Annotated in this window: 14 protein-coding genes; 1 reads left to right on the top strand and 13 read right to left on the bottom strand. The window is 65.1% G+C overall.

The features are described from left to right. Window positions 1–19: 19 nt before the first annotated feature. The 9 genes from H0I86_RS15725 to H0I86_RS15685 form a co-directional block, all read right to left on the bottom strand. The gene (locus H0I86_RS15725) at window positions 20–3,103 is read right to left on the bottom strand and encodes an autotransporter outer membrane beta-barrel domain-containing protein (protein WP_180925746.1); all 3,084 of its coding nucleotides are present in this window, start codon (window positions 3,101–3,103) and stop codon (window positions 20–22) included. Between the two features lie 121 nt (window positions 3,104–3,224). Then, on the bottom strand, window positions 3,225–6,212 hold the full coding sequence (gene eprS, locus H0I86_RS15720) for an autotransporter serine peptidase EprS (RefSeq protein WP_180925745.1): 2,988 nt from the start codon (window positions 6,210–6,212) through the stop codon (window positions 3,225–3,227). Between the two features lie 73 nt (window positions 6,213–6,285). Next, complete coding sequence (locus tag H0I86_RS15715; RefSeq protein WP_180925744.1) at window positions 6,286–7,641, bottom strand: TolC family outer membrane protein; 1,356 nt, start codon at window positions 7,639–7,641, stop codon at window positions 6,286–6,288. Window positions 7,642–7,643: 2 nt separating this feature from the next. Further along, window positions 7,644–8,960 carry an HlyD family type I secretion periplasmic adaptor subunit gene (locus tag H0I86_RS15710; RefSeq protein WP_373369429.1) on the bottom strand — a complete coding sequence of 439 codons (1,317 nt, stop codon included), beginning with the start codon at window positions 8,958–8,960 and terminating at the stop codon, window positions 7,644–7,646. Between the two features lie 14 nt (window positions 8,961–8,974). Then, window positions 8,975–10,789, bottom strand: a complete 1,815-nt coding sequence (locus H0I86_RS15705) for a type I secretion system permease/ATPase (RefSeq protein ID WP_180925742.1) — start codon at window positions 10,787–10,789, stop codon at window positions 8,975–8,977. Between the two features lie 238 nt (window positions 10,790–11,027). Beyond that, window positions 11,028–11,411, bottom strand: coding sequence for an AprI/Inh family metalloprotease inhibitor (locus tag H0I86_RS15700; RefSeq protein ID WP_180925741.1), 384 nt, complete (start codon window positions 11,409–11,411; stop codon window positions 11,028–11,030). 104 nt (window positions 11,412–11,515) lie between these two features. After that, window positions 11,516–12,964 (bottom strand): serralysin family metalloprotease, encoded by a 1,449-nt coding sequence (locus tag H0I86_RS15695; protein ID WP_180925740.1) that lies wholly within the window; start codon window positions 12,962–12,964, stop codon window positions 11,516–11,518. 297 nt (window positions 12,965–13,261) lie between these two features. Beyond that, window positions 13,262–14,365, bottom strand: a complete 1,104-nt coding sequence (locus H0I86_RS15690) for a DmpA family aminopeptidase (protein WP_180925739.1) — start codon at window positions 14,363–14,365, stop codon at window positions 13,262–13,264. 9 nt (window positions 14,366–14,374) lie between these two features. After that, a complete protein-coding gene (locus H0I86_RS15685; RefSeq protein ID WP_180925738.1) occupies window positions 14,375–15,739 on the bottom strand; it encodes an APC family permease in 1,365 nt (454 codons plus the stop codon). 230 nt (window positions 15,740–15,969) lie between these two features. Between H0I86_RS15685 and H0I86_RS15680 the strand changes: the two genes are divergently transcribed. After that, complete coding sequence (locus H0I86_RS15680; RefSeq protein WP_180925737.1) at window positions 15,970–16,773, top strand: helix-turn-helix transcriptional regulator; 804 nt, start codon at window positions 15,970–15,972, stop codon at window positions 16,771–16,773. 7 nt (window positions 16,774–16,780) lie between these two features. Here H0I86_RS15680 and feaR read toward each other — a convergent pair whose 3' ends face one another. The 4 genes from feaR to H0I86_RS15660 all read right to left on the bottom strand — a co-directional run bounded on the left by feaR (window position 16,781) and on the right by H0I86_RS15660 (window position 21,666). Then, window positions 16,781–17,719 carry a transcriptional regulator FeaR gene (feaR, locus tag H0I86_RS15675; protein ID WP_180925736.1) on the bottom strand — a complete coding sequence of 313 codons (939 nt, stop codon included), beginning with the start codon at window positions 17,717–17,719 and terminating at the stop codon, window positions 16,781–16,783. A gap of 148 nt (window positions 17,720–17,867) precedes the next feature. Further along, window positions 17,868–18,389, bottom strand: coding sequence for a DUF3156 family protein (locus tag H0I86_RS15670; RefSeq protein ID WP_180925855.1), 522 nt, complete (start codon window positions 18,387–18,389; stop codon window positions 17,868–17,870). A 37-nt stretch (window positions 18,390–18,426) separates the two neighbouring features. After that, window positions 18,427–19,956, bottom strand: coding sequence for an APC family permease (locus tag H0I86_RS15665; RefSeq protein ID WP_180925735.1), 1,530 nt, complete (start codon window positions 19,954–19,956; stop codon window positions 18,427–18,429). Window positions 19,957–20,178: 222 nt separating this feature from the next. After that, window positions 20,179–21,666 (bottom strand): aldehyde dehydrogenase family protein, encoded by a 1,488-nt coding sequence (locus H0I86_RS15660; protein WP_180925734.1) that lies wholly within the window; start codon window positions 21,664–21,666, stop codon window positions 20,179–20,181. Between the last annotated feature and the right edge of the window lie 244 nt (window positions 21,667–21,910).

The raw sequence follows: 21,910 nt of genomic DNA, 5'->3' as shown, positions 1-21,910 counted from the left end.
GGTCATTGGCCCGCAGGCCTCAGAACTGCCAGTCCAGGGTCAGGCCGACCCCATGACTCTTGTCCCGAGAACCCAACAGGCCGTTGTAGTCCAGGTTTACCCGGGTATCGCGCCCCAGCAACAGGCCGGCGCGAGCCCCGACTACAGCGGCGTTACGATCCAGCGCAACGCTCTGTATGTTAAACGAACCACCATTGGCAAAAGCCAGGTGCTGATCCGAACGGGTGTCGCTCAGGTTGTGCTGCCAGCCGAGGGTGCCGGCCAGTTCCAGCTGCCGGGCATCGGACAGGGCGAAGCGTTTGCTGGCCCGCAGGCCGAGGGTCGAGAGCACCGCGTCGCGGTTGTCATCGCCACTGCGCAGTGCGGTGGCCCCGCCCTTTTCATGGAAGCTGTCGCTGCCCACATGCACGTAGGCCAGATTGACGAAGGGCTCCAGGACCACGCCTGGCAACGCCACTTGCCACGCCGCTTCGGTGAACAGCTGGGCGGTCTGGGCGTCACGCTTGACCTTCTGCCGATCCGAGAACTCGCCGTATTGCAGGTCGCGCTTCACATCGATGCGATGCCAGCTGTAGGAACCGCCGACGCTCAGGCGCACGGCATCCAGCTGGTGGCCCAGGTAGGCACCCAGGTGATAGCTGTCCACCGAGGCCGAGGAATGGGTGCCATCGCCCATGCTCAGGGAACTGTCGCTGTAGCCAGTGAAGAGGCCAAGACGGGTGTCCTCGGCGATCAAGCCATCGACCCCGGCGAGCAGGCCGCCGATCGAGGTGGTGTAGTTGGCATGGTCATAACCGCCGTCGGACTTGCCCCAGGCCCCCAGCACCTTGAACCACAGATTATTGTCACTGGCCGCGGGCGCCGACGAGTCGAGCAGGCCGTCCTGACGCAGACGGTCGCTCACTGCATCGCGCAGCTGGCGGCTGTCGTTGATCAGCAGCGTGCCGATGGCCGGATGGATCTCCCCGGTCAATTGCTGGAAGGCCTGTTGCGCGCTGTCGGCGTTTTCCGACAGCAGCAGGCTTTCGTACACCGGGTTGCCCGCCCCCAGTTGCTCGGCGGCGGCCGCCACGGAGCGCTGGTTCGGGGTCAGGCCGACATCGCTGAAGGATGTCGCGTTACGCGCGACCTGCAACTGCACACCGGTGGCCGAGTAATCGAGGCTGCCACCAATGAACAGGTAGTTCGGCGCCACCGAACCGAAACGACCTTCGATGCCACCGGCCGCCTGCAGGATGTTGTATTGCCGGCCCAGCAGGCTTTGGGCCTCGCGGGCACTGAGCAGGGTCGGGCTGTTCTCCAGGGCCAGGGTCACGTTGGCCCCTTCGACAGTGGCCTTGCCGCCAGCGACTATCTGGTCGCTGCTGGTCGGCGACAGCTCCACCGCGTAGGTCGAACCCGGTTGCAGGGTCACGTCGCCCGCCACCTGCAAGGTGCCGATGGAGTTACCCGGCGCCACGGTACCGCCACGGTTGGCGGTCAGCGCGGCGATGCGCCCGTTGCCGCCGAGGATGCCGCTGTCATTGACCGTCACGCTTGATGCCAGCGAACCATTGATGGCCAGGCGTCCCTGATTGACCAGGGTCGGGCCGCTGTAGCTGTTGTTGCCGGTCAGCACCAGGGTGCCGATGCCCTGCTTGGTCAGGCCGCCGTGACCGGAAATGTCGTTGCGCCAGACATCCAGCCCGCAAGACAGGCCAGTGCACAGGCGCTCGGTGGGTTTGCCGGAATCCACCACGGCGCCGATGCCGGGCAGGTCGACGACGAACTGGCCGGAGCCGTAGGCGCCTTCGACACGGAACTCCTGGGGAATGTCCGCTTCGGTGACGAACATGCCCGGGCCGTCGATGCCCTTTTGCAGGTTGATCATGCCCCAGCCGTACAGCGCGTCGATGCCCGGATCGCCCATGTCGGTGGCGGTGGTCCTCAGCACCGTGGCGATCTGCGAAGCGCTCATGTACGGAAAGCGCTCCATCAGCACCGCCGCCGCGCCCGCCACATGGGGCGCGGCCATGGAGGTGCCGCTCTTGTTGGCGTAGCCGATGGTCATGTCGTCCAGGTTGGTGCCGCCGATCACCGCGCTGTAGACCCGCGTGCCCGGCGCCGAGACGCAGAAGCTCGCGGTGTAGCCGCAGCGCGAGGAAAAGGTACTGAGGGTGTAGGGATTGGGGCTGGAGGTATCCGGGTTCACCTGCAAGGCCGCTACCGTCATCCAGTTCGGCGCGATTTCCGGCACGAAATAGGCCAGGCCGGCGATGGCGTCCGGGTTGTTCAGGTTGTAGTCGTTACCGGCGGCGAAGATGGTCAGCACGCCACCGCGAGCGGCGTCGATCGCCCCGCTGTAGGCACCACCCTGGCGGGTGCCCAGCAGCGGCTGGATCTGGTCGAACTGCAACTGGGCGTCCTGCACGGTGAAATGCGGAAAGGCCGGATCGCGACCGCCCTGGTCGAAGCGGTCGGTGATGCCGATGCCCCAGCTGTTGTTGATGATCCGCGCGCCGCTGTTCACCAGGGCATCCCAGCCGGCCCGGTAGACCGCGCCGTCGTTGCCGAGAATGATCCCGTCCTCGGGGCCCGGGTCGCCGTTCTCGGCGCTGATGATCTGCGCGTCGAAGGCCACGCCATGCATCGGCCCACCGTCGCGACTGCCGGCGGCGATCCCGCCGACGTGGGTGCCGTGGGAACCGAGCTTGCCGTCGGAACCCACCGAGGGCGTGCCGTCATAACGGAAGGCATCGCCGGCTTTGACCGGAATGTAAGGGTCGGTGTATTCGCGAATGCCGCTGGTGACCAGGGTGATCACCTTGTTGTTGCCGCTGAATTCCGGGTGCTGGGCATACACCGGCTGGTCGAAGATCCCCAGCTTGACGCCCTTGCCGGTGTAACCGGCGGCATACGCCTGCTCGGCGTGGATCGCCCCCAGGCCCCATTCGGCGTTGAACTCGGCACTGCGCCAACTGCCGGGATCGCCCGGCTTGCCGCCTTCCACATAAGGCGCGGCCTGGGCGCTACCCGCCGCGGCCAGGCCACAGATCAAAGCGCCACAGGAGGCGCGCACCAGGCTGTTGGCTGCCGGAGCAGCCCCCGTAAAGCTGTATTTCATCGGTACCTTCCTTAGTTGCCTTGCTGGAAATAGTTGCCTTGCTAGAAACACCGCGCCAGACCCGGCGCGGCTGGTTTACCGAACAGCCGGCCCGCCAACGGCGACCCGGGCTGTGCCGATATCAGAACTGCCAGTTCAGGCTCAGCCCTGCCCCGTGGTTCTTCTCGCGGCTGGCCAGTTGGCCGTTGTAATCCAGGCTCAGGCGCAGGTCGCGGCTCAACGCCAGGCTGGCATGGGCGCCGACCAGCGCGGCATTGCGCGGCAGCGAGGTGCTTTCGACGCTGAACGGCGTGCCACCGGACGCAAAGGCCAGATGCTCTTCGGCCCGGGTGTTGCTCAGGTTGTGCTGCCAGCCCAGGGAGCCGGAAAGGTCCAGGCGGGTTTGCCCGGGCAGTTCGAGGCTTTTCAGGGCGCGCAGGCCGAGGGTGCCGAGCACCGCTTCGCGGCTGTCGCTGCCGCCTTTCAACGCGGCGGCGTCACCCTTCTCGCTGAAGCTGTCGCGGTGCAGGTGCACGTAGGCCAGGTTGGCGAACGGTTCCAGGGCCAGCGCCGGCAGGTCCAGGCGATAAGCCGCCTCGCCGAAGACCTGGCTGGTGCGGGCATCGACCTTGGCTTTCTGCTTGCCGCTGACCTCGACGAACTGCAGGTCACGCTTGACGTCGGCGCGATGCCAGCTGAGGGCCGCGCCCGCGCTCAGGCGCCAGGCGCCCAGCTCGTGGCCGAGGTAGGTGCCCAGGTGATAGCTGTCCACCGATGCCTTGGAATGGGTGCCGCCGCCCATGCTCAGGGAGCTGTCGCTGTAGCCGGCGAAGGCGCCCAGGCGCGTGCTGTCGCTGAGCGTGCCGTCGGCCCCCAGCAGCAACCCGCCGATGGAGCTGTTGTAGCCCTCGGTGTCGTGACTGCCGTCGTTCTTGCCCCAGGCGCCCAGCACCTTGAGCCAGAGGTTGCCCTCGCTCTGCACCACCGCGCCCGGCACCCGCAGACGCTCGCCGACCGCCTCGCGCAGCTGACGGCTGTCGTTGAGCAGCATCGAGCCCAGCGCCGGGTAGATTTCCCCGGACAGCTGCTGGAACGCCTGTTGCGCCACACCGGCGCTCGGCGAGCGCAGCAGGCTTTCATACACCGGGTTGCCCGCCCCCAGCTGCTCGGCGGCGGCCGCCACCGAGCGCTGGTTCGGGGTCAGGCCGACACTGGCGAACGAGGTGGCGTTACGCCCGATGCTCAGCTGCACGCCACTGGCGGAATAATCGAGGCTGCCACCGAGGAACAGGTAGTTCGGTTCCACCGAGCCGAAGCGCCCGTCGATCCCGTTCGCCGCCTGCAGGATCTGGTACTGGCTGCCGATCAGGCTTTGCGTCTGCTCCAGGCTGAGCAGTTGCGGGCTGTTTTCCAGGGCCAGGGTGACCCCGGCACCGTTGAGGGTGGCCTTGCCGCCCGCGACGATGCGGTCGCTGCTGGTGGGCGACAGCTCCACGGCATAGGTCGAGCCCGGCTGGAAGGTGACGTCCCCCGCCACCTGCAAGGTGCCGATGGAATTGCCCGGCGCCACCGTGGCGCCGCTGTTGGCCAGCAACCCGCCGATGCGTCCGGAACCGCCAAGGGTGCCGCCGTCATTGACCGTAACGCTGGACGCCAGCGAGCCATTGACTGTCAGCAGGCCGCCATTGACCGTGGTCGCCCCGCGATAGCTGTTGTTGCCGCTGAGCACCAGCCAGCCGGCGCCGGACTTGATCAGGCTGCCCTCGTACACCCGTTGCGCCGCGGCCGCGTCGCGGGCCATGCCGACGGCGTAGTCGGTCTTGTCCTGCTGGCTGGCACCGGCGCCGAGGCCGTTTTCCCAGCCCTTGTCCTTCAGGGTCTGTTGCCAGGCCGCGTGCTCGGCGGCGTCTTCGCCCTGGCGTTGCAGCAGCGCCTTGTCCGAGATGTCGTTGCTCCAGACATCGCCCTGCCCGGCGCCCAGGTTGGCATCGAACGCCCCCAGCAACTGCCCGGGGCCGTGCATGGCCCGCTCCAGGTTGGGCACGCCCCAGCCGACCAGGCTGGTGGGCGCCTCGGTGATCGAACCGTCCAGCTGGGTCGCGGTGGTCAGCAACACCTGCAGGGCCTGCTGGTTGTTCATGTAGGGATAACGCTCCATCACCAGGGCCAACGCGCCCGTGGCATGGGGCGCGGCCATCGAGGTGCCGGACTTGGTGGCGTAGCCGCCGCCGGGCACGGTGCTGGAGATCAGCCGCCCGGGCGCGGCCACGCACCAGTACTTGGCGATGCCGCACTGGTTGTAGCGCTGCTGGTTATTCGCATCCAGGCCGGACACCGCCAGCCAGTGCCCTTCCAGCTCCGGCTGGAAGTACGGCAGCGCCGCGCGCACGCTGGCGTTGGCGTAACCGCTGTTGCCGGCGCTGAACACATTGATCACGCCCTGGCGCGATATATCGGCCGCCGCGTCCAGCCAGGTGCCCTGGCCATAGTGCTGGGCATAGGCGGCGTGCAGGTCGCCCAGGGTCTGGTAGCTGACGCCCGGCGGCTGGCTGCCCCAGCTGTTGTTGATCGCGCGCACCCCGGCATCCGCCAGGGCCCCGTACACCGCCTTGAAATACTGCGGGTCCGGGGTCGGGCCAAACAGGAAGCTGTCGTTCTTGTTGGTGTTGCCCACGTAGACCTGGGCATTGAAGGCCACGCCGTGCATGCCAACGCCATCGCGGTCTGCGCCCATGGTGCCGGTGACATGGGTGCCATGGCTGTCGTTGTTGCCGTTGAGCACCCCGGAGACGCTGAACGGCGTGCCATCGACATAGCTGCCGCTGGCGGTGACCCCGTGGAAGCGCTCGGGCGATGCCTCGCCGTGGCTGGCGTCGAAGCCCGAGTCGAGGGCGCCGATCTTCACCCCGCTGCCGGTGATGCCGGCGGCATAGGCGGAGCTGGCGCGCATGCGTTCCAGGCCCCAGTCCTGGGTGTATTCGGCCGATTGCCAGCTGGCCGGCACCCCCAACTGGCCGGTTTCCTGGTACTGCGCCTGGACCATGCCGGGCAGTGCCACCGCCGACAGCATGGAACAGGCCAGCAACGAGCGGCGACTCAGCGCCTTGAGCTGATAAAAGCGTCTATCCATGTGATGACTTCTCGTTTTTTGTTTTTGTCGAAAATGTCAGGTCGGGCCGCCCTCGGCCGCCTTGTTGGTCAGTTCATGACCCAGGCCTGAAGGCTTCGTCGACCCGGGCCAGGTCATCTTCACGCAGGGTGCCTGCGTAGTAGTGCAACTTGGTCCAGGCCATCAGATAGTCGTAACGGGCCTGCGCCAGGTCGCGGCGTGTGGTGTACAGCTGTTGTTCGGCGTTCAGCGCATCGAGGTTGACCCGTTCGCCGCCGAGGATGCTCTGCTTGGTCGAGATCACCAGGGCCTCGGCCGAGGTCAGCGCCTTCTGATAAGCCCGCAGCTTGCTGACCCCGGACAGGCAGGCGCTGAACTGGCGCCGCAGCTCGATCAGGGTGGTGCGGGTCTGCGAATCCAGCTCGTACTCGGCCTGCTCCATGGTGCGGCTGGCCTGGCGGGTAGCCGCCGAGACCCCGCCACCGGCGTACAGCGGCATGCTGATTTCGATGCCGATGGTGTTGGTGTCGTAGCGCTGGTTGTAGGTGTTGCCGCTTTCCGACTCGACCCGGCGCGAGGTGGCATAGGCACTGAGCCGCGGCAGGTGGCCGGCGCGGTTGCGCTCGATCTCGTAACGCGCCACTTCCACGGCATGGCGCTGGGAGGCCAGGTTCGGGTTGTTGCTGATCGCCAGTTCGTGCCAGGCGTCGTAGTTGGCCGGCGACAGGGGGAAGGACTCGAAGCGTTCGCGCAGCGGGTCGAGGTCGCGGATGTCCACGGTCGGCACGCCGATCAACGCGCCCAGCTCGCGCAACGCCGCGTCCTGCTCGTCGCGGGCCTCGATCTCCTCGGCGGTGGCCAGCTCGTAGCGCGATTCCGCTTCGAGAATGTCGGTGCGGGTGCCCTCGCCCTGGCGAAACATGTGCTCGTTCTGCTGGAACTGCTGTTCGAAGGCCTTCTTCTTGGCCTGGGCGATCTCGATCTGGTCCTGGGCGAACAGCGCCTGGGTGTAATAGGTCAGCACCCGCACCAGCAGCTCCTGGCTCTTGCCGCGAAAGTTCTCGTCGGCGAACAGCGCCTGGGCCACGCCCTTGCGGTAGGAGGCATAGGCCTCGTAGTCGATCAGCGGCTGTTGCAGGGTGAAGGTCGAGCCGTAGCTGTCGTAGTTGCGGTCATCGTGACTGGTGCCGCCGCGGCCGTCGGGCACGGTGGCCTCGGAGTTGTTGCGACCCTTGTTGTAGCTGTAGTTGAGTTTCGGCAGCAGCCCGGCGCGGCCGATGATGCGGTTCTCCAGGCCGGCATCGCGCTCCTTGATCGCCCCGAGGAACACCGGGTCGTTGCGCAGGGCCTGTTCGTAGACCTGGAACGGCCCCATGGCCTGGGCGTTGGTGCATACCAGCAAAGCGACTGTGGCTCCGAAGATGGAAAGCTGACTCATGCGACGGAACATCCTTATTCCTCGGTCAATGCGGAACCCGCCCGGTCGAGCAGGGGTTTGAACAGGTAATTGAGCAGCGAGCGCTCGCCGGTGCGCACGAACATCTCCGCCGGCATGCCCGGCTTGATCACCAGGCCGTTGAGCTTTTCCATGGCCTGGTCGCTGACGCTGCTGCGCAGCACGTAATAAGGCACGCCGGTCTTTTCATCGACCATCTGGTCGGCAGAGATCAGGCTGACCTCGCCGGACACCCGCGGCGTGCGGCTCTGGTTGAAGGCGGTGAACAGGATGTCCACCGGCAAGTGGCTGCCGACCTTGTCGATCAGGTTCACCGGCAGGTGCCCTTCCACTTCCAGGCGCGTGCCCTGGGGCACGATCTCCAGCAGGTTTTCCCCGGGGCGGACCACGGCGCCTTCGGTGTGCACCCCGAGGTTGACCGCGATGCCGTCGGCCGGGGCGAGGATTTCGCTGTGCTGCAGCTCGAAACCGGCCGAGGTCAGTTGCTGTTCCAGGGTCAGGCTTTTCAGCTGGGCTTCGGCCAGTTGGCTGCGCACTTCCTTCTGGTACTCCTCGCTGTGCTGCTGCAACTTGAGCCGCGACTCGAGAATGCCCTGCTCCACACGCCCGCTTTCGCCGGTGTTCTGCGCCAGTTCCTGCTGCACCTGGGACAGCTGGCGTTGGTACTCCATCAGGCGGTTGCGCGGGATGTAGCCGTTGTCCGCCAGGGGCTGCAGGTTGGCCAGCTGCTGGCGCAGGGACTCGGCCTGGCTGTTGAGATCGGTGCGCGCCCGGCGCATCCCCGCCAGTTGCGCGGTGGCGCCTTCGATATTGGCGCGGATCCCCGCCTGCTCGCGGGCGAAGGCCTCGCGCCGGCTGCTGAACAGCTGTCGCTGGCCTTCCAGGACCAGGGCCAGGCGTGGGTCGGGATCGGCGCTCAGGGCCTCGGGAAAGTTCACCTGCTTGAGGTTGTCGCGCTCGCTCTGCCAACGCGCCAGGCTGGCCCAGGCCATGCGGTACTGCGCCTGCAGCGACTGCACGTCGGCCTCGACCTGGGTCTGGTCCAGGCGGAACAGCGGTTGCCCTTGCTTCACCGCCTCGCCTTCACGCACCAGGATCCGGCTGACGACGCCGCCGCTCATGGATTGCACGGCCTTGCGCTTGCCCGAAACCACCACCGTGCCTTGCACCGGGATGCCCTGGTCCAGCGGCGCCAGGGCCGCCCAGAGAAAAAAGCTGCCGGCGCCGGCCAGCGCCAGCACCCAGCCCATACGCGCAAAAAACCGCGCGTCGCGCTCGGGACGCTCCGGCGCGTAACCTTGTTCGATCATCATTTCGCTGTCCTTGCTCATGCGCCTGGGTTCCGTGTCGGGGCCTGATACTGGCGGCTCATGCTCAAGCCGCCCGGGGCCGTCGGGGCCGAGGTTTTTTCCCGCTGCTGTTCCTGGGGCTGGGCCTGGCTTTGATTTTGCGCCTGAGCCTGGGCACCACTGGACAACGCCTTGAGCACTTCCTGGCTCGGACCGAAGGCCTGCAAGCGCCCTTCGTTGAGCACCAGCAGCTTGTCGGCCTGGGCCAGCGCCGAGGAACGATGGGTCACCAGGATCACGCTGGTACCCTGGGCCTTCATCTGCGCAATGGCCGACGCCAGGGCGCTTTCGCCCACGGTGTCGAGGTTGGAGTTCGGCTCGTCGAGCACCACCAGCCGCGGCTGACCATACAGCGCCCGGGCCAGGGCCACGCGCTGCTTCTGGCCGCCGGACAGGCCGCTGCCGTCATCGCCCAGCAAGGTGTCGTAGCCCTGGGGCAGGCGCAGGATCAGTTCGTGCACGCCAGCCTGTTGCGCGGCCTGCACCACCTTCTGCGGGTCGGCCTCCTGAAAGCGCGCGATGTTCTCGGCGATGCTCCCGGAAAACAGCTCGATGTCCTGGGGCAGGTAACCGATGTAGGGCCCCAGTTCGTTGCGGTTCCAGCGATGGATATCGGCGCCGTCCAGACGCACCGTGCCGGCCAGGGTCGGCCATACGCCCACCAGCACCCGGGCCAGCGTGGATTTGCCGGAGCCGGAAGCGCCGAGCACGCCCAGCACCTCTCCCGCCCCGAGGTTGAAACTGACCTGCTGCAAGGTCGCCATGCGCTTGCCCGGCGGGCCGGCGCTGACCTGCTCGAAGCTCACCTGGCCCTTGGGCGCGGGCAGCGACATCGCCGTATCGCTCGGCGGAAAGGCCTGCAACAGCGAGTCCAGGCGCTGGTAGGCCAGCTTGGCGGAACTCCACTGCTTCCAGACGGCGATCAACTGGTCGATCGGGCTCAGCACCCGGCCCATCAGGATCGAGCCGGCGATCATCATGCCGGCGGTCATGTCGCCCTTGATCACCAGCAAGGCGCCCAGGCCCAGCACCAGCGATTGCAGGCACAAGCGCAGGGTCTTGCTCAGCGAGCTGATGACCGCGCCGGTGTCGCTGGCCTGGTTCTGCAGGCCGAGAAAGCGCGAATGCACCTCGAACCAGCGCTTGCGCAGCGCGCCGAGCATGCCCATGGCCTGGATAGTCTCGGCGTTGTGCAGGTGGCTGGTGGCCAGTTGCGTGGACTTCTGCGAATAGCCGCTGGCCTCGCCCAAAGAATTCTTGGTCATCGCCTCGTTGAGGTACGCCAGGGCGATCAGCAAGACCGCGCCGGCGGTGGCGAACACGCCCAGCCAGGTATTGAACAGAAAGATCACGAACAGGTAGATGGGGAACCAGGGCGCATCGAAGAAGGCGAACAGCGCAGGTCCCGTGACGAACTGGCGGATATGAGTCAGGTCGCCCAGGGACTGCCCGGCATGCCCTTCGCCGCGAAACAGGTTGCGCTCGAACGCCGCCTGGTAGACCCGCAGGTTGAAACGACGCTCCAGCTGGCTGCCGATGCGGATGACGATGAAGCTGCGCACCACCTCCAGCAGGCCGATGAACGCGAAGAACCCGACCACCATCAGCGACAGCATCGCCAGGGTGGTTTCGTTCTGCGAGGAGAGTACCCGGTCGTAGACCTGGAGCATGTAGATCGAGGGGACCAGCATCAGCACGTTGATCAGGGCGGTGAAACATCCGACGCTGATCAGAATGCCTTTGTAATCGCCCAGTGCCTTGAACAGCGGTGCAGTGGTCTTCGCCATCTTCATTGGTCTTTCCTGAGCTGTATATCCCGTGCCAGGGGCGCAGGACAAATAAACCGCCCGTACTTGAGTCGGGACATTATTGGATTATTGCGGCGGACAGGCGAAAGGACTCTACCGCCAGACGAAACGAAGTTCTAGTTATTTAGTTGTCTTTAATCGAACGAAGGACATCGCGTATATGGCACTGCCTTATACGCTTATCCATACAGATACATTTAAAGATGCATACAGTCGCGATTACTCAGGGTGTACGCTGCAATATAATCGTTATGCCTGATTTCAAAGTGCCTTGATATAAGCCTTCTTTCTGGCGACTTAGAAAGATGATCTTCGAGCCTTCTTTTCCCGTCACGGCAATACCGTCCGGCTCGGGAAACCAGCCGATGGCCGAATCGCCCAGCCAGGCGGAAAAACACTCGGCGCCGGCGCCCAGGGTGCCGTTCAGCTCGAGGTCCAGGGCACAGAGGCTGGCAGGTTGTGCCGGCTGCGACAGTTGCCAGTGTCCGGCCAGTTCCGCGGGGTCCGCCAATCTCAGGCTGCTTGCCATGCTTGTCTCTCCATAAAACATCATCAGCGTCGCGATCAGGTACGCGCCGGCCTTAGCGATCAAGGCAGTTCGAATCATAAGGGGATTGCTCCGGGTGAAACTTCGGCCTGTTCACCAGTCGATGCAAGGTCAGAGGTCGACGCCTAAGCGCCGCCCTCCGCATTTTACCTTACAACACTCACTCAGGCGACGATGTCGGTGTAGGCCGCCTGGCCGACGGTGCTGACCAGGAAGTCCGCCACGCCGTGCCCGGAGAAGTCCACCGACAAGGTGCTGTTGCCAGCCGAGGTGCTGAGGATCGCGTCGCCGGCGTTACCGGTGAACGCGTTCACGAAGTGCAGCCCGGCGCCCTTGGTGATGCCAGTCAGATCGATCTTGTCCAGGCCGCTGACAAAATCCAGGATCTGGTCGGCCGCACCCGGAGCGGAGTCCGAGCTGGCACCGAAGACGAAGGTATCGGCACCCGCGCCACCCCAGAGTTTGTCCGCCCCACCGGCGCCGTAGAGGATGTCGTTGCCGGCGCCGCCCTTGAGCTCGTTGGCCACCTTGTTGCCGATCAGCAGGTCGCTGCCGGAACCGCCGATGGCGTTCTCGATGGTGACGCCCTTGGCGATGGACACGTTGCCCACCAGGCCGCCAACGTCGGAGAACGAGGTTTCATTGAGGTTGATCTTCTGGTTCTGGGTAAAACCGGAGAAGTCCAGGGTGTCCTTGCCGCCCGCGTCCCATACCGAGAACACCAGCTTGTCCGCCGACGAGGTCGCGCTGAGGAAGTCACGACCGGTGTTGGAGTTGAAGCCGTAGGTGGTGTCGCCGGTACGGGTGGTGGTGTTGGCCCCGTAGAGCTTCTGGATCGCCGCGATATCGTCCATCAGCGGGCCGGACGAATAGGCTTCGACGCCGCCCTTGCTGAAGTTCTGGCTGGTATTGCTTTCGCTCCAGTAGCTCATGACGCTGTAACCGCGCGTGTCCTGTCCGTAGGTCGCGTCGTTATAGGTCGGGTTGCCATTCCCGGCGTTGTAGTCGCCAGGGTGAGCCAGGCCCAGGGTGTGGCCGATCTCGTGGGTCAGCGTCTGCCGGCCGTAGTTGTTCAGATCGGGGTTCTTGTTCTGGGTGTAGCTGCTGTTGATCAGGTACCAGGACGTCCCGTCGTAGCCGGCACCGGTGCCCGGCAGGTAGGCGAAGGCCGCCGCGCCGTCCTGACCGCCACTGTAGTTGCCGAAGGTCATGTGACCGTCACCACCGGAAGCCTTTTCGGTGAAGGTGACATTGGCCACATCCGCCCAGGACTGCATGGACAGCACGGCCTGGGCCTTCTGCTGGGCGCTGAACTGGCTGAACCCGGAGATGCCATGCTTGTACATGGTGCTCGAGGACGCCGAGGTCAGGAAGGTATAGGTCAGTTCGATCTTGCCGCTGCCGTTGAGGTCCTGGTACGCGGCACCGTCGCGCAGTATCTGGGTAGCGGCTTGATCGACCGTGTAGGAGGGTTTGCCATTGACCGTCAGATTGCCACCCCGGTCATACTGATGGCTGAAGCTATTGATCTGGTTGTAAGCCGAACTTGCCGCGGCCAGAGGCACGAGTTCTTGTTCGGCGGTCACAATAGCTTTCGCTTTAACTTTCGACATAAACACACTTCCTTGTAATCAATGGAACAGTTTTTGTCCGATAGCGACAATCCCTGGCGAGATCGTCCTATCACTCGCCCAATGCAGGCGAAAGAAAGCTGACACAATTTTAAATCAGGCGTCCACTACTTTTTTGACGCCTGATTCCACTGTTCCAACGAACTCCAGCAAACAGTGACCGACAAGTCGAAATATTCTTTGTGCTTCAATATCCGAGGATAATTGTCCGACAATCTCGAATTTAAATATTAAATAAAGGTAAACATTGTTTTGCCGACTGGGTCGCAGTTATTTAGTTCATACAGGCTTGTTCCATCCAGTTAGTTTCATAGCCTCTAACAAGGTTTCCCCGGTCAGTGCCGGAACGCTCGCGCCACTGTCCGCGGTCATCGGTTCGCCGGCCAGCAAGGCATTGACGATGGCCTCCTCCACCGCCTCGGCGGCGGCGCTGAACAGGGCCGAAATGTAATCGTTGTTGAGCATCGCCAGGGGCGTGCTGAAGGGCACGCCCTGGCGCCCATAGGCGCAAGGTGGCAGGTCGCGGTTGCCGGTGGCGAAGGCCAGGAAGATATCGCCGCTGGAATCCTCGGTGCCGCCGCCGGTGCGGGCGATGCCGATGGACGCGCGCTGCGCCAGGCGCTGGCACTGGTGCGGCAACAAAGGCGCATCGGTGGCCAGGATCACCACGATCGAGCCCATGCCCGGCGTGCCGCGCTGGGCGAAGGGCGACGGAATGCCGGTCAATTGCCGCCCCACCGGATAACCGTCGACCCGCAACTCCTCGCGCTTGCCGTGGTTGGCCTGCACCAGCGCGCCGACCGTATAGCCGCCCTGCTCCCCCGGCACCCGGCGCGAAGCCGTGCCGATCCCGCCCTTGAACTCATGGCAGATCATTCCAGTGCCGCCGCCCACCGCGCCTTCGCGCACCGGCCCGGACTCGGCATTGGCCAGCGCCTCGCGGACCTGCTGCGGGCCGACATGCTGGCCCCAGATGTCGTTGAGCAGGCCGTCGTAGGTCTCCATCACCACCGGCATGCACCAGTATTCCGAAGGGTCCGCCAGGCTTGCATGTTCCTCGGCGATCAGCGCATCGCGCACCACGCCGACGCTGTGGGTGTTGGTGATGGCCAGCGGCGTGGTCAGCAGGCCCGCCTCGCGGATCCACTCCAGCCCGGTGGCATCGCCGTTGCCGTTGAGCACATGGCAGCCGGCGAAACAGGGTTGCAGCCGGGCAAACCCTTCGCGGGGCTGGATCAGGGTCACCCCGGTACGCACCTGCTTGCCGTCGACCGTGGTCCTGAGGGTGCTGTGGCCTACCCTTACCCCCGGAACATCGGTGATGGCATTGAAGGGGCCGGGAGTACCCAGGCCCAGGCTGATCCCCAATTGACGTGCGCGCATGACTTCTCCTTAGAGTTTCTGGAACGCCGGGCTGAACCGGCCGTTGGTGCCATACAGGATCACCGACAGCGCCAGCAGGCCGACGATCACCATGATGTCCCTGAGCGAAGCGTCCAGGAACAGATTGAACAGCAGATAACCGGCGCCGATCACCGCCAGCAGCGCCGGCAACGGCCACAGCGGCATGCGGTACGGGTGGGCGCGATCACGCAGCAGCACCCGGCTCATCAGCGCGCTGAGGGCGACGATCAGGTACACCAGCATGATCAGCAGCACGCTGAACGAGGTCAGGTCGGCCAGGTTCGAGCTGAAGCTGAGCACCGCCGAGGGAACGGCGAGGAACAGCGTGGCCAGCCAAGGCGAATCCCAACGCGGATGAATGCGGGTGAACAGGCGGTTGATGCCCGGCATCCACAAGGCATCGCGGCCGCTGGAGAACACCACCCGGCCGATCTGGATCACGATGGCGACAATCGCATTGAACACCGAGAGGAAGATCCCGGCGCTGACCACCCGCGACAGGGTTTCGTTGCCGTGGCTGGTGAGCAGGTAGCCGATGGGGTCGGGGCTGGCGAGCATAGCGCTGAGGGACGGCGCGCCGATCAGCAGCGCGGTCAGCGGCACCAGTTCGATGATCACCACCAGCACCAGCGACCAGAGCACCGCCTTGTGCACGCCCTGGCCCTTGCATTTCATGTCTTCGGCCAGCAGCACCGCCGGGCCGTAGCCGTTGTAGGAAAACAGGCCGATGCCCACCGCGCCGATCACCAGGGCCCAGGGCGCCATGTGCAGTACGCCGTTCTCGACGATCTGCGGCTGCAGCAGGATGCTTGCCGGCTGCGAGGCGTTGCCGAAGCCCAGGAACACGATCACCAGCAGCGCGGCGATCTCCAGCAGCAAGCAAGTGCCGGTGATCCAGGCATTGAGCTTGATATTGAGGATGCCCAGCGCATAGCTGCAGATCACGATCACCAGGGCCACGGTCTGCGAATCGAAGCGCGTGCCCAGGGCATTGTTCAGGTAAGTCGCCGCGCCAGTGGCCAGCACCGGCGGAATGAACAGCAACATCACCAGCACCGTGAGAAAGGTCGCGTACCCGGCCATGCCGCCGAACACCCGCTTGGCGTACACATACTCGCCGCCGGCGCTGTTGTGGGCGCGGCCCAGTTCGGCGTAGCAGAAGGCGAACATCAGGGCCAGCAGCCCGGCCATGACAAAGGCCAGGAACACCCCGCTACCGGCCTGGTGAATGGCGAACGGCGCGATGACGAAGACCGAACTGGCCGGGGTCACGCCCGACACGGTAATGGCCACCACATCGAACACACTCAGCGTGGGTTTCAGGGCGCCTTGCGGCGCGCAGGGAGAGCTCATGTCGTTATCCTCGTGGTTATTTTTGGTTTGAGGCAGAAACGAAGAACGTCAGGCGGATGCGCTCTGGGTCGCACTTGATGGAGGCCACTTTAGGCAGCCGGGGGTACAGGGCCAATTCCCCTATTGGAGTACTCCCCCTTGACGTGGCCGGGCAAATCGCCGAAACCGTGCTTCCAGCTGGCGCAAAGCAGCACGCCAGACCACAGCAGCAGCGACGCGGAGCCACCTATTTGATCACTCTGTTCAGGGAAATCGGCATGCATGCCGGACTCGGGCGCACCCTCTCGCAGATCGGCGGCGAGCGCTTCTGGAAGCAACTGGTGCTGTTGCTGCACCAGGCCTTGCCGTTCGATAACGCCCTGGCGATCTTCTATCCCCACAACGGCCTGCCCATCGCCCTCGAGGAATACGATGCCGAGCCCTCGGACAAGCCGGCGTCGATGCTCACCTACCTCAATGGCCTGTACCTGCTGGACCCGTTCTTCCAGGCCTGTCGCGAGGGTTACCCCAGTGGTTTGTATCGCCTGGAGGAAGTGGCGCCGGACCATTTCCGGCAGACCGAGTATTTCTCCAGCTACTTCCACGACAACGTGCTGGAGGACAAGTTGCAGTTCATCCTGCAGATCCCCGAGGCCGGCACCCTGTCCCTGTCGCTGGGCATGCAGCGGCCGTTCAGCGCCGAGGAAATCGGCCAGCTCACCACATTCTCGGCCTGGGTCCTGCCGCTGATGCAGCAGCACTGGCAGCAAAGCAACCAGCGTCCGCCAGCGCCCGCCGCGCAAGAAATGGCCAGCCAGATCCGCGACGCCCTCAGTCATTTCGGCTGTGGCGTTCTGTCGGATCGGGAAGTGGAAATCGCCCGGCTGATCCTCCGCGGGTTTTCCTCCAAGGCCATGGCCGAGCGGCTGAAGATCTCGCCGGACACCATCAAGGTGCACCGGCGCCATCTCTACGCCAAGCTGGATATTTCCTCACAGCCGGAACTGTTCTCGCTGTTTATCCAGTCCCTGGGGCACGACCTGGAAAACCCCTGAACGCTCCTCAGGCGTTCAGCGAACGAGCCCGGTAATCCCGCGGTGACTGCTCGAAATGCTTCTTGAAGGTACGGCTGAAGTGCGCCGAGTCGGTGAACCCCCACTTGAAGGCAATGTCGGTGATCGACGCGTGGCGCAGGCGCGGGTTGCTCAGGTCCGCCGCGCTGCGGTCGAGGCGCGCACGCTGGATGAAACGGCAGACGCTGTCGCCCTGCTCTTCGAACAGCCGGTACAACTGGCGCACCGAGATATTCATCTGGCTGGCCAGTGACACCGGGGTCAGGTTGGGCTCGCTGAGGGATTGGTTGATCAACTGCCGGGCCTGGCTGCGCAGGCAACCGCCATGCTGGCTGTCGTAGCCGTCGAGGCTCGCGCCGGGAGTCTGGCGCAGGGTCGGGCCGAGCAAGGCGATCAAGGCTTCCTGCAACGCCTGGCCTTCCTGCTGGGCGGCGCAACCTTGCAGTTCATCGCCACAGATCTGCTCCACCAGCAGGCGCATCAAGCGGCCACTGGCACAATTTTGCGAGAGCTTGCCGAACTTGCGCTGCTGCGCCGGCAGATGGCGATACACCTCGTCCCGGGACAAATGCAGCGAGGCATGTTCGATCAAGCCGTGAGGGACGATTTCACAGGCCCCGGCCGAATCCAGCAGGGCCATTTCCCCCGGCGCCAGTTCGATGCGCTCGCCGCCCTGGCTGATCTGGGCGTGGCCGCTGCGCTGCATGATCAGGAAGCAGTGCCGGTCGTCCTCATGATCGACGCTGGTGCTTTTGCGCGAGATCAGTCCGGCATTGGTGCGGATCTGCGCCACCTCAAGGCCGGCGCAGTCGCGCAAGCCGACTTCGCCGATGAACAACGCCGAGTTCAACGCCTGGCGGGCGTCGAAGCGACCGCAAACTCCCTGCAATGCGCCAATCCAGGAACCGAAACTTTGCGAAGCAAGCACTGTGCACCTCCAGAAGCCGGCTGAAACCGCCTTTGTTGTTATGGCGACATCATTAACATGTTATCTATTTGCCGGACAAGGAAGCGCGGCGCAATGGATAGTCCGTTATAGCCTAAGCACGGGCTGTGCCAGCACGGGTGGGCATGGTTCAGTGATTGCGCAACAGGGAATGCAGACGCTTGAAAGCCGCCAGCAAGGCGTCACGCTGCTCGGCGCTCAGGCGGATATAACGGCGGAAACCGGGCAACCGGTTGACCACCTCGCTCGCGCCGAAATGCTCCAGGCGCACCAGCCAGCCCTGCTCGTCGCGCTGCAGTTGCAGGCGCTTGAAGTCCAGCGGCAGCAACGCCGCCAGCAGTTGCGGATCGTTGTGCAACTGCTGCAACAGCCCCGCCCACTCTTGCTTCGCGCCCTGCTTCAGGCCGGTGGCGACGCCCTGGCGGCGGACCGCGCCGGTATGGCGGATATCGATCCGCGCCTGCGGCCCCGGCGAACCGGGGACCCGCAGGCGAAACTCGCAGACCACCAGGTGCATCAAAAACTGCGCCTGTGGCAGCTCCTGGACCTCGAAGTCCAAGCCCGCCTCGGCCCAGGTGAACCGCGCCAGCCCGGGTGCCTGCGCGGCACAGTCGAGCCCCGACAGGTCGCGGCGCAACTGGTTCAGGGTCACCCCCGGGCGATAGCCCGAGGGTGGCCGCCGCCAGAACTCAGAGAGGTTTTGCCGCCAGCTTGTACTGTTCATCGGGCTTGGCTCCAGGCAGGTTCTGCGCTTGGGTTTCAACTGGGGATTGCAGGTTGAAGGCATTCTCCAGCACCTCTTCCACCGGCACCGGGCGGAACGGGTTGACCTTCTGCACGAAGACCGTCCAGACCAGCGCATAGATCGCCGTCAGGCCGAGCATGCTGCCAAAGGGCACGTAGATGTCCCGCGGGTTCATGCCCGGCGGCGTGATGAACCACATGCCGAGGAGGATGCCGATCGACGAGACGATCTGCGGCAGCGGGAACCAGAGCGACTTGTAGGCCCGTGGCAAATCCGGACGGCGGATGCGCAGCACCACCACCGCCAGGGTCACCAGCAGGTAGGCGGTGCTCCAGGCACAGACCGCGGCCAGCACCAGGTGCATGATGTTGTCCGTGCTGCCGCCCAGCCACCAGGCGTGCAGGCACGGGATCAGCACCGCCACGGCGATGCACAGCAGCGGCGTCTTGAAGCGCGGGTGCAGGTAGGTGAAGGCCTTGGGCAGCGCGCCGTCCAGCGCCATGCCGTAGAGAATGCGCGGCAGCCCGGCCATCAGCGTGTTGATGGTCGCCGCCCCGGCGAACAGCAGGCCGACGCCCAGCCAGATCCGCCCGTACGGGCCCATCACCTGCTCGGCGAACTGCGGGATGGCCATGGGCGTGTCCAGCAAATGCACGCTGCCATCTTCGCTCAGCGCAATGTTCTCCACCTGGCGCTTCATCGCCGCGCCGTAGATGAACATGCAGGTGGCCACGCCCACCAGGCCCAGGGCCATGGCCCGGGGAATGGTTTTCGCCGCCTTGCGCACCTCCGGCGTCAGCGGCGTGACGAATTCGCAACCGACGAACATGAACATGGCCATGCCCACCAGCGAAAGGATGGTGGTCAGGTCGGTGCCGACCATCGACTCGCCGAACCAGCCGTTCAGCTCCACCGCCGGTGCCTTGAACACTCCGGCCACGCCGAAGATGATCAGGGTGGTCCACATGCCGAAGGTCAGGATCACCTCGGCGCGGCTGAACGCGGTGATGCCCACAGCGTTCAGCAGGCCGAAGAAGATCACCAGCCCGACACCCACCAGCCAGGCGCTGCCGCTCTGTTCCAGCAGGGTGTTGAGGGACTCGAAGTTCACCAGGGCCATGACGCCGCTGAGGATGGTTTCCGCCGTGCCGGCGAACACATGCACGATCAGGTAGGCGGAAATGGTCCCGGTGATCGCGAAGAAACGCCCCAGGCCGCAGGCCAGGTAGTCGTACACCGAGCCGGTGGTGGGAATCATGCAGGCCGCTTCGGCGAAGGTCGTCGATTGCGCGAGCATCATCAGCATCGCGATCAGCATGGCCGCGGCGAAGGCCCCGCCGCCGAGGCCGAAGCCGGTGGTGGCGGTGAGAATCACCGGGCTGGCCATGATCAGGCCGACGGCGCTGGCCAGGGCCGTGGGAAAGCCGACCACGCCCTGGTTCAGGTGGCGGGTGAGTCTGTCGCTGAAAGACATGGTGCTGGACCTCGAAAGCATGGGTGATGTTGTTGTTCTAGGCATTTCAAGGGCACGCCGGGCGGGCGTGTTTTACCTGGCTGTCTGCGCAGCCTGGAGTGGCCGGACGACTGCATCCGACTGTAGCCGCCGCAGGCTGCGATAAGGTCCGCAGGACCTTCAGCGACCTTAAGTACGCCACGGCCGTTCCGGCCGATCGCAACCTGCGGCAGCGGCTACAGGTCAATAGGCGATGCACACCGACTTGTTCTCGGTATACGCCTCGATGGCCGCATGGCCCATTTCGCGACCGATGCCCGATTGCTTGTAGCCGCCAAACGGCATCGACGGGTCGAGCATGTTGTGGGTATTGACCCAGACCGTGCCGGCCTTGATCCGCGGAATCAGGTCCATGACCTTGGCCAGGTCGTTGGACCAGATGCTCGCCCCCAGCCCGTACTGATTGTCGTTGGCCAGTGCCACCACCTCGTCGATCTCGTCGAAAGGCGTGGCCACCACCACCGGGCCGAAGATTTCCTCGCGCACCACCTGCATGCCCGCATGCACGTCGGCCAGTACCGTGGGGCGCACATAGAAGCCCTGCTCGCCATAGGCGACCCCGCCGCACAGCACCCGGGCGCCGTCGCCCACGCCCCGGCCGATCATGTCCAGCACGCGCTTCTGCTGCTTGGCGGAAATCAGCGGGTTGATCTGCGCCTGCTCGTCGAGCCCGGGGCCGATGCTCAGGGAACCGGCGATGGCTGCCAGGCGCTCCAGCACCTGGTCGAAGATCGCCCGCTGGATATACAGGCGCGAACCGGCGGTACAGACCTGGCCCTGGTTGAAGAAGATCGCCCCGGCGGCGCCGGCGGCCGCGGCCTGCGGGTCGCAGTCATCGAGCACGATCACCGGCGACTTGCCGCCCAGCTCCAGGGAAAACCGGGTCATGTTGTCCACCGCCGCATGGCCGATGACCTTGCCGATCTGGGTCGAGCCGGTGAACGCCAGCTTGTCGATGCCCGTGTGCGCGGCCAGGGCCGCGCCGGCCTGGGCGCCGCTGCCGGTGACCACGTTGACCACCCCCGGGGCAATCCCGGCGTCCAGGCACAACTGGCCCAGGCGCAAGGCGGTCAGCGGAGTTTCGTCGGCCGGCTTGAGCACCACGGTGCAGCCGCAGGCCAGGGCCGGGACGATTTTCCAGATGGCCATCAGCAAGGGGAAATTCCACGGCACGATGGCCCCGACCACGCCCACCGGCTCCGGCACCGTATAGGCACGGTAGCGGGCGCCCGGGACGGCGGCGATGGACAGGTCCAGGCTCTTGCCTTCGATCTTGGTCGCCCAGCCCGCCATGTAGCGGGTGAACTCGGCGGCGGCGCCGACTTCCAGGGCCCGGGCCAGGTGGATCGACTGGCCGTTGTTGAGGGTTTCCAGCTGCGCCAGCTCTTCGCCGTGGGCTTCCAGCAGATCGGCCAGCTTCAGCAGCAGGCGCTCGCGATCCGCCGGGCGCTGCGCCGCCCAAGGCCCCTCGAAGGCTCGTCGCGCGGCGGCCACGGCCAGGTCGATATCGGCGTCGGCGCCGGCGGCGACGCGGGTCAGCTCTTCACCGGTGGCCGGGTTGAACACCGGCATCTGCGCACCGGACAAGGCCGGCTGGCTGCGCCCGTCGATCAACAGGCCGTGCTGGCTGTCGATAAAGGCGGCGACACGTGGGTCGATGGCAATACTCATGGGCAATCCTCGCTAGTTGGCCTCATGGATCGAACTCTGAGACCAATGCCGGCCAGCGTCTTGATCCTGGCTGCCGCGAAACTTGCCACTGGCTGCCAGGGAACCGCGACACACGCTTTTGCCGCCGCTGGCGCGTCTATCCAGAGACCGCGGACTCAGCATTTGCGGTTGCTTCGTCGGAGTGCCGCCCAAACCGTTCGCAGCCTCGCGGGCTCGGCCGCGGCTACAAAAACACCGCGATCCC

The organism is Pseudomonas chlororaphis subsp. aurantiaca (assembly GCF_013466605.1).
In the GTDB taxonomy this organism is placed as follows: Bacteria; Pseudomonadota; Gammaproteobacteria; order Pseudomonadales; family Pseudomonadaceae; genus Aquipseudomonas; species Aquipseudomonas chlororaphis_I.
This window is presented reverse-complemented; position numbering and strand designations above follow the sequence as displayed.

What these genes read in the sequence shown, in the direction of transcription:
- eprS (WP_180925745.1), bottom strand. Translation starts at nt 6,212, where the DNA reads ATGGATAGACGCTTTTATCAGCTCAAGGCGCTGAGTCGCCGCTCGTTG.
- H0I86_RS15705 (WP_180925742.1), bottom strand. Translation starts at nt 10,789, where the DNA reads ATGAAGATGGCGAAGACCACTGCACCGCTGTTCAAGGCACTGGGCGAT.
- H0I86_RS15710 (WP_373369429.1), bottom strand. Translation starts at nt 8,960, where the DNA reads ATGATGATCGAACAAGGTTACGCGCCGGAGCGTCCCGAGCGCGACGCG.
- H0I86_RS15695 (WP_180925740.1), bottom strand. Translation starts at nt 12,964, where the DNA reads ATGTCGAAAGTTAAAGCGAAAGCTATTGTGACCGCCGAACAAGAACTC.
- H0I86_RS15685 (WP_180925738.1), bottom strand. Translation starts at nt 15,739, where the DNA reads ATGAGCTCTCCCTGCGCGCCGCAAGGCGCCCTGAAACCCACGCTGAGT.
- H0I86_RS15690 (WP_180925739.1), bottom strand. Translation starts at nt 14,365, where the DNA reads ATGCGCGCACGTCAATTGGGGATCAGCCTGGGCCTGGGTACTCCCGGC.
- H0I86_RS15725 (WP_180925746.1), bottom strand. Translation starts at nt 3,103, where the DNA reads ATGAAATACAGCTTTACGGGGGCTGCTCCGGCAGCCAACAGCCTGGTG.
- H0I86_RS15715 (WP_180925744.1), bottom strand. Translation starts at nt 7,641, where the DNA reads ATGTTCCGTCGCATGAGTCAGCTTTCCATCTTCGGAGCCACAGTCGCT.
- H0I86_RS15665 (WP_180925735.1), bottom strand. Translation starts at nt 19,956, where the DNA reads ATGTCTTTCAGCGACAGACTCACCCGCCACCTGAACCAGGGCGTGGTC.
- H0I86_RS15660 (WP_180925734.1), bottom strand. Translation starts at nt 21,666, where the DNA reads ATGAGTATTGCCATCGACCCACGTGTCGCCGCCTTTATCGACAGCCAG.
- H0I86_RS15700 (WP_180925741.1), bottom strand. Translation starts at nt 11,411, where the DNA reads ATGATTCGAACTGCCTTGATCGCTAAGGCCGGCGCGTACCTGATCGCG.